Annotated in this window: 14 protein-coding genes; 2 read left to right on the forward strand and 12 right to left on the reverse strand. The window is 69.1% G+C overall.

Features of this window, described 5'->3' with window-relative positions:
- Nucleotides 1-66 precede the first annotated feature (66 nt).
- A complete protein-coding gene (locus ACODRX_RS18285) occupies nt 67-351 on the reverse strand; it encodes a pentapeptide MXKDX repeat protein (protein ID WP_488872964.1) in 285 nt (94 codons plus the stop codon).
- A 124-nt stretch (nt 352-475) separates the two neighbouring features.
- Here ACODRX_RS18285 and ACODRX_RS18290 point away from each other — a divergent pair, with 124 nt between their 5' ends.
- The gene (locus ACODRX_RS18290; protein ID WP_488872965.1) at nt 476-1,189 is read left to right on the forward strand and encodes a response regulator transcription factor; all 714 of its coding nucleotides are present in this window, start codon (nt 476-478) and stop codon (nt 1,187-1,189) included.
- A complete protein-coding gene (locus ACODRX_RS18295) occupies nt 1,186-2,682 on the forward strand; it encodes a sensor histidine kinase (protein WP_488872966.1) in 1,497 nt (498 codons plus the stop codon). The genes ACODRX_RS18290 and ACODRX_RS18295 overlap by 4 nt, the downstream gene beginning before the upstream one ends.
- Before the next feature lie 19 nt (nt 2,683-2,701).
- Here ACODRX_RS18295 and ACODRX_RS18300 read toward each other — a convergent pair whose 3' ends face one another.
- The 11 genes from ACODRX_RS18300 to serC all read right to left on the reverse strand — a co-directional run bounded on the left by ACODRX_RS18300 (nt 2,702) and on the right by serC (nt 16,204).
- Nucleotides 2,702-4,609 (reverse strand): potassium transporter Kup, encoded by a 1,908-nt coding sequence (locus tag ACODRX_RS18300; RefSeq protein ID WP_488872967.1) that lies wholly within the window; start codon nt 4,607-4,609, stop codon nt 2,702-2,704.
- 107 nt (nt 4,610-4,716) lie between these two features.
- On the reverse strand, nt 4,717-5,445 hold the full coding sequence (locus tag ACODRX_RS18305; protein ID WP_488872968.1) for a winged helix-turn-helix domain-containing protein: 729 nt from the start codon (nt 5,443-5,445) through the stop codon (nt 4,717-4,719).
- Complete coding sequence (locus ACODRX_RS18310; protein ID WP_488872969.1) at nt 5,442-6,980, reverse strand: sensor histidine kinase; 1,539 nt, start codon at nt 6,978-6,980, stop codon at nt 5,442-5,444. Before ACODRX_RS18310 ends, ACODRX_RS18305 begins: the two co-directional genes overlap by 4 nt.
- An 11-nt stretch (nt 6,981-6,991) precedes the next feature.
- A complete protein-coding gene (gene lapB / locus ACODRX_RS18315) occupies nt 6,992-8,158 on the reverse strand; it encodes a lipopolysaccharide assembly protein LapB (RefSeq protein WP_488872970.1) in 1,167 nt (388 codons plus the stop codon).
- Nucleotides 8,148-8,459 (reverse strand): LapA family protein, encoded by a 312-nt coding sequence (locus ACODRX_RS18320; protein ID WP_488872971.1) that lies wholly within the window; start codon nt 8,457-8,459, stop codon nt 8,148-8,150. Before ACODRX_RS18320 ends, lapB begins: the two co-directional genes overlap by 11 nt.
- Nucleotides 8,460-8,580: 121 nt before the next feature.
- Entirely contained in the window at nt 8,581-8,985 is a 405-nt protein-coding gene (locus ACODRX_RS18325) for an integration host factor subunit beta (RefSeq protein WP_488873022.1), read from the reverse strand.
- 24 nt (nt 8,986-9,009) lie between these two features.
- Nucleotides 9,010-10,695, reverse strand: coding sequence for a 30S ribosomal protein S1 (gene rpsA, locus ACODRX_RS18330; RefSeq protein WP_488872972.1), 1,686 nt, complete (start codon nt 10,693-10,695; stop codon nt 9,010-9,012).
- A gap of 187 nt (nt 10,696-10,882) precedes the next feature.
- Nucleotides 10,883-12,916, reverse strand: a complete 2,034-nt coding sequence (locus ACODRX_RS18335; RefSeq protein ID WP_488872973.1) for a bifunctional 3-phosphoshikimate 1-carboxyvinyltransferase/cytidylate kinase — start codon at nt 12,914-12,916, stop codon at nt 10,883-10,885.
- Nucleotides 12,917-12,941: 25 nt separating this feature from the next.
- Nucleotides 12,942-13,871 (reverse strand): prephenate dehydrogenase, encoded by a 930-nt coding sequence (locus ACODRX_RS18340; RefSeq protein ID WP_488872974.1) that lies wholly within the window; start codon nt 13,869-13,871, stop codon nt 12,942-12,944.
- 1 nt (nt 13,872) lies between these two features.
- Entirely contained in the window at nt 13,873-14,988 is a 1,116-nt protein-coding gene (gene pheA / locus ACODRX_RS18345) for a prephenate dehydratase (protein WP_488872975.1), read from the reverse strand.
- Nucleotides 14,989-15,097: 109 nt separating this feature from the next.
- On the reverse strand, nt 15,098-16,204 hold the full coding sequence (gene serC, locus ACODRX_RS18350) for a 3-phosphoserine/phosphohydroxythreonine transaminase (protein ID WP_488872976.1): 1,107 nt from the start codon (nt 16,202-16,204) through the stop codon (nt 15,098-15,100).
- Between the last annotated feature and the right edge of the window lie 28 nt (nt 16,205-16,232).

Raw genomic sequence — 16,232 nt, forward strand, 5'->3', positions numbered from 1 at the left:
TCCCGGCCTCTGCCTTCAAAAGCAGCAGCTTCGGGTTGCTAAGTGAACGGCATTACCCGCTTGAGGCTATTTCTTCATGCCGTCCTGGTCCATGGCCTTCTTGTCCATGCCGTCCTTGGCCATGCCGCCCATCATGCCTCCCTTGTGCATTTCGCCCTGCATGCCGTCCTTGCGCATGGAGTCCTTGGCCATGCCGTCCTTTTTCATCGCATCCTCCTTCTTCATTGCGTCCTTGTCCATGGACATGCCATCCTTGGCCATGGCGTCCTTCTTCATGTCGTCGGCGGCGTAGGCCGACAGGCCGGCCAGTGCAAGGCAGGTGGCCAGCACGGTGGTGGTGATGCGCTTCATGGTGGATCTCCTGGTTGGTTGAAAGACACGCCGGCATTGTTTGCCGCCGCTGCTCGCGAAGTCCTCACCAAGAGTTCAATAAATCGTGATACCTGGCCGGCCGCCGCTGCGGGACAATGGCCGGATGACACACCCTGGCAAACGCGTACTGATCGTCGAGGACGATGCCCATATCGCCGAGCTGCTGCGCATGCACCTGCGCGACGAGGGCTATGCGGTGGAGCATGTGGCCGACGGCCATGCCGGCATGCGCGCGGTGGAGCAGGGCGGCTGGGATGCGCTGGTGCTCGACCTGATGCTGCCCGGCGTGGACGGCCTGGAGATCTGCCGGCGCGTGCGCGCGATGACGCACTACACCCCCATCATCATCACCAGCGCCCGCTCCAGCGAGGTGCACCGCATCCTGGGCCTGGAGCTGGGGGCCGACGACTACCTGGCCAAGCCGTTCTCGATGCTGGAGCTGGTGGCCCGGGTGCGTGCGCTGCTGCGCCGCAGCGATGCGCTGGCGCGCAATGCGCAGCTCGATGCGGGCGTGCTGTCGCTGGGCGGGCTGTCGATCGACCCGCTGGCGCGCGAGGTGCAGATCGACGGGCGGCGCATCGAGCTCACGCCGCGCGAGTTCGACCTGCTGCATTTCTTTGCGCGCCATCCCGGCAAGGTGTTCTCGCGGCTGGACCTGCTCAACCAGGTCTGGGGCTACCAGCACGACGGCTACGAGCACACGGTCAACACCCACATCAACCGGCTGCGCATGAAGATCGAGCCCGATCCGGCCGAGCCCCGGCGCATCCTTACCGTCTGGGGCCGGGGCTACAAGCTGGTGGAGGCCACGCCATGAGCGCGCGCCTGTCCCCGTCCCTGTCGCAGCGCCTGTCGCTGGTGTTCGCCGCGCTGCTGCTGGCTTGCTGCGCGGTGTCGCTGGCGCTGCAGATGCGCGCCAGCGAGCGCCACGAGCAAGAGGTGGTGCAGCGCCTGTCCAGCGGCCTGGCGGCGCATATCGCCGGCTATCCGGCACTGGTGCAGCCGCAGGGCCTGAATGCCGGCGCGGTGCACGAGCTGTTCGACAAGCTGATGGCCGTCAACCCCAGCGTGGAGGTCTACCTGCTCGATGCCGACGGCCGCATCGCGGCGCATGCGGCGCCGCCCGGCCATGTGAAGCGCGAGCGGGTGGATCTGGCGCCGGTGCGCGCGCTGCTGCGCGGCGCCGCGCTGCCGGTGCTGGGCGACGATCCGCGCAGCAGTGCGGGCAGCGGTGGGCGCAAGGTCTTCAGCGCCGCGCCGCTGCAGCTGCAGGGGCACGATGCGGGCTATGTGTATGTCATCTTGCAGGGCGAGGAGCGCGAGACCCTGGCCGCCAGCCTGGGCGCCAGCAGCGTGCTGCGCACGCTGCTGTGGTCGATGGCGCTGGTGGCGCTGCTCGGCCTGGTGGCGGGGCTGGTGGCCTTTCGCCTCATCACCCGGCCGCTGCGCGCGCTGACCGGCGCGGTGCGCAGCCTGGAGCCCGACGGCCTGGCGGCGGCCTGGCCGCAGGTGGAGCCGCTGCTGGCGCAGGCCGAGCGCGGCGGCGGCGAGATCGCGGTATTGGGCCAGGCCTTCGCCCGGCTGGCCCGGCGCAGCGCCGAGCAGTGGCAGGCACTGCGCGCGCAGGACCAGCAGCGGCGCGAGCTGTTCGCCAATCTCTCGCACGACCTGCGCACGCCGCTGACCTCGCTGCATGGCTATCTCGAAACCCTGCGCATGAAGGCCGAGCTGCTCACGCCCGACGAGCGCCGCCGCTACCTCGACATCGCGTTGGACCAGAGCCGCAAGGTGAGCCGGCTGGCGCAGGAGCTGTTCGAGCTGGCGCGGCTGGAGTACGGCGTGGTCAAGCCCGAGCTGGAGCGCTTCGCGCTGTCCGACCTGGTGCAGGACGTGTTCCAGAAATTCGAGCTGGCGGCCGAGGCCCGCGGCCTGCGCCTGGTGGCCGACATCGCGCCCGGCCTGCCGGCGGTCACCGCCGACCTGGCGATGATCGAGCGCGTGCTGGTCAACCTGCTCGACAACGCGGTGCGCAGCACGCCGGCCGGCGGCGAGATCCAGGTGCAGCTGCGGCCGCAGGCCGGCGGCGTGCAGGTGACGGTGAGCGACACCGGGCCGGGCATTCCCGCCGCGCTGCAGGCCGGCCTGTTCGAGCGCCCGGCGTTCACCGGGCTGGGCACGCCGTCCGCCAGCCGCCGCGGTGGCCTGGGGCTGATGATCGTGCACCGCATCCTGCAGCTGCACGGCAGCCACATCGAGCTGGTGCAGCCGGCGCCGCGGCGCGGCGCGGTCTTTCGCTTCGCGCTGGCGTAAGGCCTTTGGATCACAGACCTCAGATCTGCACCCGCGTGCCCAGCTCGACGACCGCGTTGTCGGGCAGCCTGAAGAACTCCACCACGCCGCCGGCGTTGCGCGTCATCGCGGCGAAGAGCCGCTCGCGCCAGTTGGCCATGCCCGAGCCGGGTACCGGCACCACCGTCTCGCGGCTCACGAAGAACGAGGTCTCGAAGGTGGGGATCTTCAACCCGTGCGAGTCGGCCAGCTCCAGGGCCTTGGGCACGTCGGGCACGTTCATGAAGCCATAGTGCACCGTCACCTGCCAGAAGCAGTGCGACAGCGGCTGCACCTCGATGCGCCTGGCCATCGGCACCCAGGGCACATCGTGGAAGCGCACGGTCAGGATGATGTTGCGCTCGTGCAGCACCTGGTTGTGCTTGAGGTTGTGCAGCAGGGCCTGCGGCACGGTGGACGGATCGGAGGCCGGGTAGACCGCGGTGCGCGTGCTGCGGTGCAGGCTGCGCGGATCGAGCCCCTCGATGAAGGGCAGCAGCTCCAGGCCGTCGCGGTGGATGCCTTCGAGCAGCAGCTGTCGCCCGCGCGCCCAGGTGCTCATGCCGGTGAACAGCAGCGCGCCCAGCACCAGCGGGAACCAGCCGCCCTCGAAGAGCTTGACCGCGCAGCCGGCCACGAACAGCAGGTCGACCGCCAGGAAGAACACCGTGGCCAGCAGCGCCAGCGGCAGCGGCAGCCGCCAGGCGCTGCGCACCACGAAGAAGGTGAGGATGGTGGTGATCGCCATGGTCAGCGTCACCGCGATCCCGTAGGCCGAGGCCAGGGCCGACGAGCTGCCGAAGTGCAGCACCGCCGCAATCACGGCCAGCAGCAGCAGCCAGTTGACCGCGGGGATGTAGATCTGGCCGGCCTCGCGCGCCGAGGTGTACTGGATCGCCATGCGCGGCAGAAAGCCGAGCTGCATGGCCTGCTTGGTCATCGAATACGCGCCCGAGATCACCGCCTGCGACGCGATGATGGCCGCCAGCGTGGCCAGCGCCACCGCCGGGATGAGCCAGGAGTCGGGAAACAGGCGGTAGAACGGGTTCTCTATGGCCTGCGGATCGCCCATCAGCAGCGCGCCCTGGCCCATGTAGTTGAGCGCCAGCGCGGGCAGCACCAGGCCGCTCCAGGCGAGCTGGATCGGGCGGCGGCCGAAATGCCCCATGTCGGCATACAAGGCTTCGGCGCCGGTCAGCGCCAGCACGATCGCGCCCAGCGTGGCCAGCAGTTTCCAGCCGCGCGCGGCGATGAAGTCCCAGGCATGCAGCGGGTTGAGCGCGGCCAGGATGGCCGGGTGCTGCGCAATGTGCCACAGGCCTATGCCGCCCAGCACCAGGAACCACAGCGTGAGCACCGGCCCGAAGAAGCGGCCCACCCAGTGCGTGCCGAACTGCTGCACCATGAAGAGCCCGAGCAGCACCGCCACGGTGATGGGCAGCACCAGGCTTTCGAGGCCGGGCGCAATGACTTCCAGCCCCTCGACCGCGCCCAGCACCGATATGGCCGGCGTGATGACGCTGTCGCCATAGAACAGGCTGGCGCCGAACACGCCCAGCAGCAGCAGCGCGCGGCGCAGCCGCGGCTGCTGCTTGACCGCGGCCGCCGCCAGCGCGGTGAGCGCCAGGCCGCCGCCTTCGCCATGGTTGTCGGCGCGCAGGATCAGGACCACGTACTTGAGCGTGACCACCAGCATCAGCGCCCAGAAGATGGTGGAGATCGCGCCGATCAGGTTGGCCGCGTTCAGCGCCACGCCGGTGTGGGGCGCGAACACTTCCTTGACGGTGTACAGCGGGCTGGTGCCGATGTCGCCATACACGACGCCGAGTGCGCCCAGCGTCAAGGCGCCCAGGCCTTGCTTGCCGAGATGGGCGCCGCCGTCGTGCCCGGGCTGCCGAAGTTCGCTCATGTTGCGCAGATGCAGAGTTGCCGAGCCGGCAGTATCGGCAAGGCCGCATCAGGAAAGCATATGGAATGGGGGCGGGCGTTGAGCGTTCGCCGCGCAACGCGCAACGCTTAGCGCTCCTCGGCCAGCCGGTAGCCCACGCCGGTTTCGGTGAGCAGCAGCTGCGGCTCCGCCGGCACGGCTTCGAGCTTGGTGCGCAGCTGCGCCATGTACAGGCGCAGGTAGTGGGTGTCGGCGGTGTGCTCGGGGCCCCATACCTCCGACAGCAGCTGCCGGTGGGTGACCACGCGCCCGGTGTTGCGCACCAGCACGGCCAGCAGCGCGAATTCGTTGGGGGTCAGGTGCACCGGCAGGCCGTTGCGCAGCACCGCGCGGCGCGCCAGGTCGATCTCCACGCCGTGGCCGCGGTAGTGCGTGAGCGCCGATTCGATGCGCCGGCCGCGGTGGCGCAGGGCCACCCGCATGCGCGCCAGCAGCTCGCCGGCGCCGAAGGGCTTGACCAGATAATCGTCGGCGCCGGCATCGAGCAGCTCGATCTTCTGGCCATCGTCGTGCCGGGCCGAGACGATCAGCACCGGGCAGGCCGAGCACTGGCGCACCGCCTGCAGGAAGTCGCGCCCCTCGCCATCGGGCAGGCCCAGGTCGAGCACCACCAGGTCGAAGGCGCGCAACTCCTGGCACCCTCGACCTGGTGCTTGGGTCTGCGCGTGCCTGAACTGCGTGGCGGCATCGGCCAGGCTGGCGGCCGAGGCCACCTCGTAGCCCTCGACGCGCATCACCTCGCGCAAGGTGGCGCGCAGCTCGGGGTCATCCTCGACCAGCAGCACCCGCAGGCTCATCGCGGCTCCTCCAGGGCCATGTCCGGCACGGCGGTGATGCGCAGGCACAGGCCCACGCAGCAGCCCGCGCCGCGGCGGTTGCGTATACCCAGCGGCGCGCCATGGGCGCGGGCCACGGCATCGCACAGCGCCAGCCCCAGGCCAGCACCGCGCGCGCCCGAGGCCTGGCCTGCGCTGCCGCGTTCGAAAGGGGTCAGCAGCCGGGGCAGCTCGGCCTGCGAAATACCCGGGCCGCGATCGCAGACCGCCAACCCCAGCCTGGCGCCGCGCCTGCGGCCCACGATGTCGATAGGCGTGGCGGGTGGGGCGTACTTCAGCGCGTTGTCGATCAGGTTTTCGAGCAGCTGCACCATCAGCACCGCATCGCACTGCACCAGCGGCAGCCGGGCGTCGAGCCGGGCGCGCACCCGCCGCCCGGGATCGCGCTCGCGCACCCGGCGCAGCACCGCGCCCACCAGCTCCTCCAGCGACTCCCAGTCGCGGTGCAGGCTGGCGGCGCCGCCATCGAGCCGCGCCAGCTGCAGCGCGTTGTCGGTCAGGCGGGCGAGCTGGCTGGCCTCGTCGACGATGGTGGCCGCCAGGCGCTGGCGCTGCGGCGGCGCGAGCCGCTCGCCCTGCTGGCACAGCGACGAGGCCGCGCCCAGGATGCTGGCCAGCGGCGTGCGGTAGTCGTGGGACACGGCCGCGAGCATGGTGTTGCGCAGCGCATGCACCTGCGCCGCCTGCTGCGCGGCCTGCGCCTGGGCAGCGGCCTGCAGCTGCTCCAGCGCCTGGCCCGCCAGGTCGCACATGGCCTGGGCCTGGCGCCGCTGGGCCGCATCGTGCAGCAGCGCGGGCACGGGCTTGACCAGCACCGCGCCCTGGAGGCGGTGCATGCCGCGCACCGGCAGGTACCAGCCGGGCTGGTTGTCGTACACATGGGTGCCTGGGCCCATGGGCTGGCCTTGCTCGCAGCACAGCCGCAGGCCGCTGAGCTCGTCGCCGCTGGGTGCGCCGAAAGGGGGGGCAAAGGGCGGATCGCCTGCTGCAGCCGTGCGCAACAGCGCCTGCACCGCGGCCGCTGCCTGGCACGAGGCCGACAGCGCCGCATCGAGCGCGGCGTAGACCGCCGCCGGGGCCTGCGCCAGGCGCAAGGCCTCTGACAGCGCATACAGCTCCTGCACGCGCTGCGCATGCCGCTGGCTGGCGCTGGCCAGCCGGCGCTGGCGCGCCATCAGCAGCGTGACCCCGCCGCTCACCGCCAGCATCACGCCGAGAAAGAGCAGGTCGCGCGCCAGCGACACCTGCAGCGTGCCGCGCGGCGAGATGAACAGCCAGTTGAAGACCACCACCGTGACTGCGCTGGAGGCCACCGCCATCCAGGTCGGCCACCACAGCCCGGCCATGGCCAGCGCCAGCACCAGCGGCAGCGCCTGGCTGCCCTGGTCGGCATGGCCTTCGAGCCCAAGGGCCGCGATCCAGCCCAGCAGCCATAGTCCGCCGCCAGCCAGCCAGCCGGTGGCGCGCCGGGGAGGCCGCTGCTGGTGCTGCTGCATGGGCAAGGCGGTTACAGCTCTTCCACGCGGCGGGGAGGGTAGCTGTCCCAGGTCTGGCAGCCGGGGCATTGCCAGAAATGCTGGCGCGCCTCGAAGCCGCAGGCCGCGCAGCGGTAGCGGGTGAGGGGCTTGGTGGCGTTGTCCAGCGCACGCTGCACCGCGGCATGGTATTGCTCGTGCTCCAGCCTTTCGCCTTCGAGCCAGCGGCTGGCGGCCACCAGCGAGGGCTCGTGCTGCAGGTGTTGCACATAGCGCTCGCGTGCGCGCGGGGCCGCGGGGTCGGCGCCGGGCACTTCCGCGTCCAGGCTGACCAGGCATTGCAGCACATCGAGCGAGGGCGACTGCTGGTAGTTGGTTTCGAGCAGCTGGTGCACCTCGGCCTGGCGCCGGGTGGCGCGGCCGAGCTCGGTCATCAGCTGCGCCACCAGCGCCACCGAGGCCGGCGAGGCCGCGGCCAGTGCCACCAGGGTGTCGAGCGCGGTGGATAGCTGGCCCTGCTTTTGCTGCAGGCGCGCCAGTTCGATGTGCGGGCGGGGGGCCTGCGGCGCGGCGGCCAGCGCCTGGTCGAGCAGCTCGCGCGTGGCATCGAGCTGGCCGTCGGCCTGCTGCTGCAGCGCCTGCTCGCACAGGTAGTGGGCGATGCGCACGCTGTACTCGCCTTGGCCTTGCTGCTGCATCTGGCGCGCGATGGCGGCGGCCTGGGGCCAGTCGTGCGCGCGCTCGTAGATGGCCAGGCGCGAGAGCCGGGCCTCGTTTTCGAAGGCGGTGTCGTCGAGCTTGGCGAGCGCGTCCTCGGCCCGGTCGAGCAGGCCGGCCTTGAGGAAGTCCAGCGCCAGCGCATGCTGCGCGCGGTCGCGCTCTTCCTTGGAGATGTCGGCCCGCGACAGCAGGTGCTCGTGCACCCGCACCGCGCGGTTGTATTCGCCGCGGCGGCGGAACAGGTTGCCCAGCGCGAAGTGCAGCTCGGCGGTGTCGGGGTCGTTCTGCACCGCTTCGATGAAGGCGTCGATGGCCTTGTCCTGCTGCTCGTTGAGCAGGAAGTTCAGGCCCTTGAAATAGGCCTTGGGAGCGCTTTTGTTCTCGCGCCGCATCTGGCGCAGGTCGAAGCGCGAGGCCAGCCAGCCGAGCACGAAGGCCGCGGGCAGGCCCAGCAGGATCCAGGTCAGGTCAAATTCCATGGAAGCTCGATTCGGTCTTGGGCACGGAGGGCGCGGCCGGCTCGGCCGAGGGGGCGGCAGGCTCCGCGGGCGCGTGGGCCGGGCGCATCGCGGCCTTGCGGTGCTTCCACCAGCGCGGCACCATGCCGACCACCCCGACCGCGACACCGGCGCTGAACGCCACCAGCACCACCAGCACCAGCGGCGCGCTCCACTGCGCGCCGAAGAACAGGTGCACCACCACGTCGCGCTGGTTGTTCAGCGCGAAGGCGAAGAGGGTAAAAAAAATGGCTGCCTTGAGCAGCCACAGGAGGTATTTCATACGAGGCCCCGTGGATCACGCGATTCTACGGTGTCGCTGGCGGGGCGGGGGAGTCGCTTGAGAGCTCTATGTTTGATAGCTTCATGCGCTTGCTGGCAAGGCGCCGAGTTGAAAAAAATGCTTAGTTTTTCTCGGGGCCGGCGGTCGGGGTGGCGGCGGCGATGGCGGGCGCATCGTCCACGGCTTCGCGCAGGGCCTTGCCGGGCTTGAAATGGGTCACGCGCTTGGCGGGAATGTGCACCGATTCGCCCGAGCGCGGGTTGCGGCCCAGGCGTGGCTGGCGGTGGGTGATGGTGAAGCTGCCAAAACCCCGGATCTCGATGCGCTGGCCGCGCACCAGCGAATCCTCGATGGCGTCCAGAATCGTTTTGACGGCTTGCTCCGCATCCCGCTGGGTCAGCTGGTGGAAGCGGGCGGCAAGCTCTTCGATGAGGTCGGATCGGGTCATGCGAGTGGCGGTATCGATGGTGGCAAAAACGGATGGGCGCCGAGGCGCCCATCCTTGCGTAGGTATCCGCCCTGCCAGGGCAGGGCGGACGCTGGCGCTGGATTACTTGTCGGAGCTGTCCAGCTTGGCGCGCAGCAGGGCGCCCAGGCTGGTCGTGCCGGCGTTTTCCTTGGCGGACTGTGCCGACAGCGAGGCCATGGCCTGGTGCTGGTCGGCCTGGTCCTTGGCGCGGATCGACAGCTGGATGCTGCGGTTCTTGCGGTCGACGTTGGTCACCACGGCGGTCACTTCGTCGCCTTCCTTGAGCACGCTGCGGGCGTCTTCCACGCGGTCTTGCGAGATTTCGGAAGCACGCAGGTAGCCGACCACGTCGTCGCCCAGGTCGATTTCAGCGCCGCGCGCGTCCACCGACTTGACCTTGCCGGTCACGGTCTGGCCCTTGTCGTTCACGGTCGAGAAGGTGGTGAAGGCGTCGCTGTCGAGCTGCTTGATGCCCAGCGAGATGCGCTCGCGGTCCACGTCCACGGCCAGCACGATGGCTTCCACTTCCTGGCCCTTCTTGTAGTTGCGCACGGCGGATTCGCCGGGCTCGTTCCAGGACAGGTCGGACAGGTGCACCAGGCCGTCGATGCCCGAGGCCAGGCCCACGAACACGCCGAAGTCGGTGATCGACTTGATCGGGCCCTTCACGCGGTCACCGCGCTTGGTGTTCTGGGCAAACTCTTGCCAGGGGTTGGCGCGGCACTGCTTCATGCCCAGCGAGATGCGGCGCTTGTCTTCGTCGATCTCCAGGACCATGACTTCGACTTCGTCACCCAGCGACACGATCTTGGAAGGAGCGACGTTCTTGTTGGTCCAGTCCATCTCGGAGACGTGCACCAGGCCTTCGATGCCGGGCTCCAGCTCGACGAACGCGCCGTAGTCGGCAATGTTCGTGACCTTGCCGAACAGGCGGGTGTTGGCCGGGTAGCGGCGCGAAACGCCCATCCAGGGATCGTCGCCCATTTGCTTCAGACCCAGCGAGACGCGGTTCTTCTCGGTGTCGAACTTGAGGATCTTGGCGGTGATTTCCTGGCCGGCCTGCACCACCTCGGACGGGTGGCGCACGCGGCGCCATGCCATGTCGGTGATGTGCAGCAGGCCGTCGATGCCACCCAGGTCGACGAAGGCACCGTATTCGGTGATGTTCTTGACCACGCCGTTGACGATGGAGCCTTCCTTCAGGGTTTCCATCAGCTTGGCGCGCTCTTCGCCCATCGAGGCTTCCACCACGGCGCGGCGGCTCAGCACCACGTTGTTGCGCTTGCGGTCGAGCTTGATGACCTTGAATTCCAGGGTCTTGTTCTCGTAGGGGGTCAGGTCCTTGACCGGACGGGTGTCGATCAGCGAGCCGGGCAGGAAGGCGCGGATGCCGTTGACCAGCACCGTGAGGCCGCCCTTGACCTTGCCGGAGGTCGTGCCGGTCACGAATTCGCCCGATTCCAGGGCCTTTTCGAGAGCCAGCCACGAAGCCAGGCGCTTGGCGGTGTCGCGCGACAGGATGGTGTCGCCGTAGCCGTTTTCGATCGAGCCGATGGCGACCGACACGAAGTCGCCCACCTGGACTTCGATTTCGCCCTGGTCGTTCTTGAATTCGTCGATCGGCACGTAGGCTTCGGACTTGAGGCCAGCGTTCACGACGACGAAGTTGTGCTCAACGCGCACGACTTCGGCGGTGATGACCTCGCCGGGGCGCATTTCGGTGCGTTGCAGCGATTCTTCAAACAGGGCGGCAAAAGATTCAGACATGTGGTTCCTCAGACGCATGCAGGTTTCCGACAGCACTATTGCTATCGTTTCTATGGCTGTATGCGCAGGTAGTTTGCGGAAGGTTCCGCGGGTTAAGGTTGCAAAACCCTGCAGCCCATGACCGCGAGACCCAGGGTCAGACGCCGTCAGTGGAAGGCCGCGGGGGCGGCTTCAGCCTGCTGCCCGGTCAGGCAAAAGGCTGGCGCTGTGCCCACCAGGCAAGCACCTGATCGACGGCCTCGTTGACCGAAAGATCGGAGTTGTCCAGCAGCACCGCATCCTGCGCGGCGTGAAGTGGGGCGGTGCTGCGCTGCATGTCGCGCGCATCCCGCGCTTCAAGGTCCGCGCGAAGGTCGGCTATTTTAGCCGGTATTCCTTTTTCGATCAACTGCTTATGGCGTCTTTCGGCGCGTTTTTCGGCGCTGGCGGTCAAATAGACCTTCAGCGGCGCCAGCGGGAAGATCACCGTGCCCATGTCGCGCCCGTCGGCCACCAGCCCCGGCAGGCCGCGGAAATCGTGCTGCATCTGCACCAGCGCCTGGCGCACCGCGGGCAGCGCCGAGACCATCGAGGCGTTCATGCCGGCCTCTTCGGTGCGGATGGCGAGGCTCACGTCCTCGCCGTCGAGCAGCACGCCCTGCTGCGGCGTGAAGCGGATGTCCAGCTGCGCGATCAGCGCCGCGATCTGGGCCGCATGCTCGGCGTTGATCGGTATGCCTGCGCGCGCTGCGGCCAGGCCGGCGATGCGGTACAGCGCGCCGGAGTCGAGCAAGTGGTAGCCGAGCCGCTCGGCCACCGCCGCGGCCAGCGTGCCCTTGCCCGAGGCGGTGGGCCCGTCGATGCAGATCACCGGCACGCTGCCGGGCACAGGGCGCACCACCGAGAACAGCGCCTCGAAATAGTCCGGAAAGGTCTTGGCCACGCACTTGGGGTCTTCGATGCGCACCGGCAGCCCGGCGGGGTTGAAGGCCGCGAGCGAGAAGCACATGGCCACGCGGTGGTCGTCGTAGGTGTGGATGCTGGCGGGTTTCCAGGCCTCGGCATGCGCGGGCGGCGTCACGCGCAGGTAGTCGGCGCCTTCCTCGACCGTGGCGCCGAGCTTGCGCAGCTCGATCGCCATGGCGGCGAGGCGGTCGGTCTCCTTGACGCGCCAGCTGGCGATGTTGCGCAGCGTGGTCGTGCCCTGGGCGTACAAGGCCATCACGGCCAGGGTCATCGCCGCATCGGGGATGTGGTTGCAGTCCAGCTCGATGGCCTTGAGCGGCCAGGTTCCGCGCCGGATTTCCAGCCAGTTCGGGCCGCTCGCGACATGCGCGCCCATGGCCTCGGCCGCCTCGATGAAGCGGATGTCGCCCTGGATGGAGTCGGCGCCCACGCCCAGGACCTTGACGCCGCCCTGGCCCTTGGCGGCTATCGCGCCGAGCGCGATGAAGTAGCTGGCGGACGAGGCGTCGGCCTCGACATGGATGGTGCCGGGCGACTGGTAGTGGCTGCCGGCCGGTATGGTGAAGCGCTGCCAGCGGTCATTGCCGACCAGGATGCCGAAGCGCTTGAGCAGCTCCAGCGTGATGTGGATGTAGGGCCGCGAGATCAGCTCGCCGACGACCTCGATCTGGATGTCCTGCCGCGCCACCAGCGGCAGCGCCATCAGCAGCGCGGTGAGGAACTGGCTGGAGACGTCGCCGCGCACCCGGATCGGCGCCTGCAGCCGCAGCTGCGAGGCCGCCGTGGGGTGGATGGCCAGCGGCGGGTAGCCCGGGTTGCCCAGGTAGTCCACCCGGCAGCCGAGCTGAAGCAGCGCATCCACCAGGTCGCCGATGGGGCGCTCGTGCATGCGCGGCACGCCACTCATCTCGAACTCGCCGCCCAGCAGCGCCAGCGCGGCGGTGAGCGGGCGCATCGCGGTGCCGGCATTGCCGAGGAAGAGTTTGCTCACCCGCGTGGCCATGCCCGGCGCCAGCTGGCCGGCGATGCCGGTGATGTGGTAGCTGTTGAGCTGCGCCGCATCGGTGCTGCGCACCACCGCGCAGCCCAGCTGGCGCAGCGCCTGCAGCATGACCTGGGTGTCGTCGGAGTCGAGCAGGTCGTGGATGGTGGTGGTGCCGCGGCTGAGCGCGGCCAGCAGCAGCACGCGATTGGAGATGCTCTTGGAGCCGGGCAGCTGCACCTCGCCATGGGCGCTTTGCAGGGCGGGGAGATCGATGAAAGCGGTGGCGTACATGAAGATGAACGTGGGGCGGTTGGGCTCAGGCAGGCGCGCTGCCGGTGGATGCGGGGATGTTGCCCGGGCGCGATTGCAGTTGCGATGGCGGCTGCGATGGCGGTTGCCATTGCGAGCGCGCGGTGCGGGCCTGGTCGATCAGGCCTTCGAGGCGCTGCGCCTGCCCGGACAGCAGCGCCGCCTCGTACTGGCCCAGCATGTGCCGCAGCTGGTGGATCTGCTTGAGCACCTCGCTGCGGTTGGCCAGGAAGATGTCGCGCCACATGGTGGTGTCGGCGGCGGCGATGCGGGTGAAGTCGCGAAAGCCCGGGCCGGCCAGCGCCAGCAGGCGCCCGCCGTCGGCCTGGCCGACGATGGAGTTCATGTAGGCCATGGCCACCAGGTGCGGCGCATGGCTGCTGGCGGCGAGCGCCGAGTCGTGCGCCTCGGGCGACATGTGGCTCACCTGGCTGCCCAGGGCCCGCCACAGCGCCTCGGCCGCGCGCAGCTGCTCCTCATGGGTCTGCGCGGTGGGCGTGAGCACCACCTGCTGGCCGGCGTACAGGCTGGCTTCGGCATGCTCCACGCCCGAGACCTCCTTGCCGGTGATCGGGTGGGCTGGCACGAAGCAGCCAAAGCGCTCGCCCAGCCCGGCGCGGGCGGCCTGCACCACGTCCTGCTTGGTGGAGCCCACGTCCATGATCAGCGTGCCGGGGCCCGCCAGGTCCTTGATGGAGCGCAGCGCGGCCTCGGTGGCGGCAACGGGAATCGCCAGCAGCACCAGGTCGGCGCCCGTGGCGGCGGCCGCGGCCGAGCCGGCCTCCTCGTCGATCACGCCCAGGCGCAAGGCCTTGGCGGTGGTGGCGGCAGACTTGCTGTAGCCCGCCACGCGCTTGACCAGGCCGGCCTGCTTCATCGCGAGCGCGAACGAGCCGCCCATCAGGCCGCACCCGATCAGTGCCAGTCGTTGGAACACGTCAACTCCCTACCGGGTAGGCGCCCAGCACCTTGTAGAAGGCGGCGAGCTGCTGCAGCTCGGCCAGCGCCTTGGCCACATGGGGCTGCGAGGGGTGGCCGTCGAGGTCGATGTAGAAGTAGTACTCCCACTGGCCGGTGCGCGCGGGGCGCGATTCGAAGCGGGTCATGGACACGCCGTGGCGCTTGAGCGGCACCAGCAGGTCGTGCACCGCGCCGGGGCGGTTGGGCACCGAGATGATGAGGCTGGTGCAGTCCTTGCCGGTGGGCTCGGGCATGGCCAGCGTGTGCGGCAGGCAGATGACGGCGAAGCGCGTGCGGTTGTAGGCGTCGTCCTGGATGGCGTGGGCCACGATGTGCAGGCCGAACTGCTGCGCCGCGCGCTCGCTGGCCAGGCCCGCGATCTCGGGGTGCAGCGCGGCCAGGCGCGCGCCTTCGGCATTGCTCGACACCGGGCGGCGCTCGGCATGCGGCAGGTGCTTGGACAGCCAGGCCTGGCATTGCGCCAGCGCCTGCGGGTGCGCGGCCACCGCCTCGATGCCATCGAGCGAATTGGTCTGGCGCAGCAGGTTGTGCCGCACCAGCAGGCTGACTTCGCCCACCACATGGCAGGGCGTGTGCAGGAACATGTCCAGCGAGCGGGTGACCACGCCTTCGTTCGAGTTCTCCACCCCGACCACGCCGAACTGGGCGCTGCCCGCGGCGGTGGCATGGAAGACTTCGTCGAAGTTGGCGCAGTACATCAGGTCGGCCGCGCCGCCGAAGTACTCGACCGCGGCCTGCTCGCAGAAGGTGCCCTGCGGCCCGAGCACGGCCACGCGCTGGGGCGACTCCAGCGCCAGGCAGGCCGACATGATCTCGCGCCAGATGGCCGAGACATGGGCGCCCTTGAGCGGGCCGGGGTTGGCGCGCTGGATCTTGTCGATGACCTGGGCCACGCGGTCGGGCCGGAAGAAGGGCGTGCCTTCGTGCTTCTTGAGCTCGCCGACCTGCTCGGCCACGCGGGCGCGCTGGTTGAGCAGCTGCAGCAGCTGGTTGTCCAGCGAATCGATCTGCACGCGCAGGTCGGCCAGCTCGGGGCTGGCCTGGGGGGTGATGCTTGGAGTTTTGTCTGCCATGGTTTTGATAGCTGTTAGCGCTTGCTGCTATTGATTTTCAATATGAAAACTATCTGAAATCATTGGTGTGAAAGCGCTGGCAGCTCCCTTTTTTGTGTGTCGTGCGATCTCAGGCGCTGGCGCGCTCGAAGTCCCGCAGGTAGTCCACCAGCGCCTGCACGCCGGCCATGGGCATCGCGTTGTAGACGCTGGCGCGCATGCCGCCCACGGACTTGTGGCCCTTGAGCTGCAGCAGCCCGCGCTCCTTGGCGCCGGCCAGGAAGGCGTCGTTGCGCGACTCATCCTTCAGGAAGAAAGGTATGTTCATGCGCGAGCGGCTGTCCACGGCGACCCGGTTCTCGTAGAACGCGGACTGGTCGATGGCGCCGTACAGCAGCTCGGCCTTGGCGCGGTTGCGCGCCTCCAGCGCCGCCACGCCCTGCAGCCCGCCTTCGCGCTGGCGCAGGATCCACTCGAAGGTCAGGCCCGCGATGTAGATGCCCCAGGTGGGCGGCGTGTTGTACATCGACTGGTTGGCCGCCACCGTCTGGTAGTTGAAGGCGCTGGGGCAGATGTCGAGCGCGCGGCCGAGCAGGTCGTCGCGCACCACCACCAGCGTCAGCCCGGCGGGGCCAAGATTCTTCTGCGCGCCGCCGAAGGCCAGGCCCACGCGGCTCCAGTCCACCGGGCGCGAGGCCACATGCGACGAGAAGTCGATCACCAGCGGCGCCTGGCTGCCCAGCGCCCGCAGGTCGGGCAAGGTCTGGAACTCGATGCCGTGAATGGTCTCGTTGCTGCAGATATGCAGGTATTCGGCCTGGGGGTTGAGCTGCCAGCCGGCCGGATCGGGGATGCGGGTGAAGCCGCTGCCTTCGGCCGATGCGGCGACCGCCGCCTGCGCGTACTTGCCGGCTTCCTTGAGCGACTTCTGGCTCCAGCTGCCGGTGACCACGAAGTCCACCGCGCCGCCGCGCGACAGGTTCAGCGGCACGATGGCGTTTTCGGCCAGGCCGCCGCCTTGCATGAACAGGATGTGGAACTGCTCGGGCACGGCCAGCAGCTGGCGGAAATCGGCCTCGGCCTTTTCGCAGATCGAGATGAATTCCTTGCCGCGGTGGCTCATCTCCATCACGCTCATGCCGCTGCCGCGCCAGTCGAGCATCTCGCTCGCGGCTTGCTGGAGGACCTCTTGCGGAATCGCGGCCGGACCCGCCGAGAAGTTGTAGGGACGATGCATGGTGCTATGAATGAAAATGGTTGCTGGG

Source organism: Comamonas sp. FG99, from assembly GCF_057808605.1.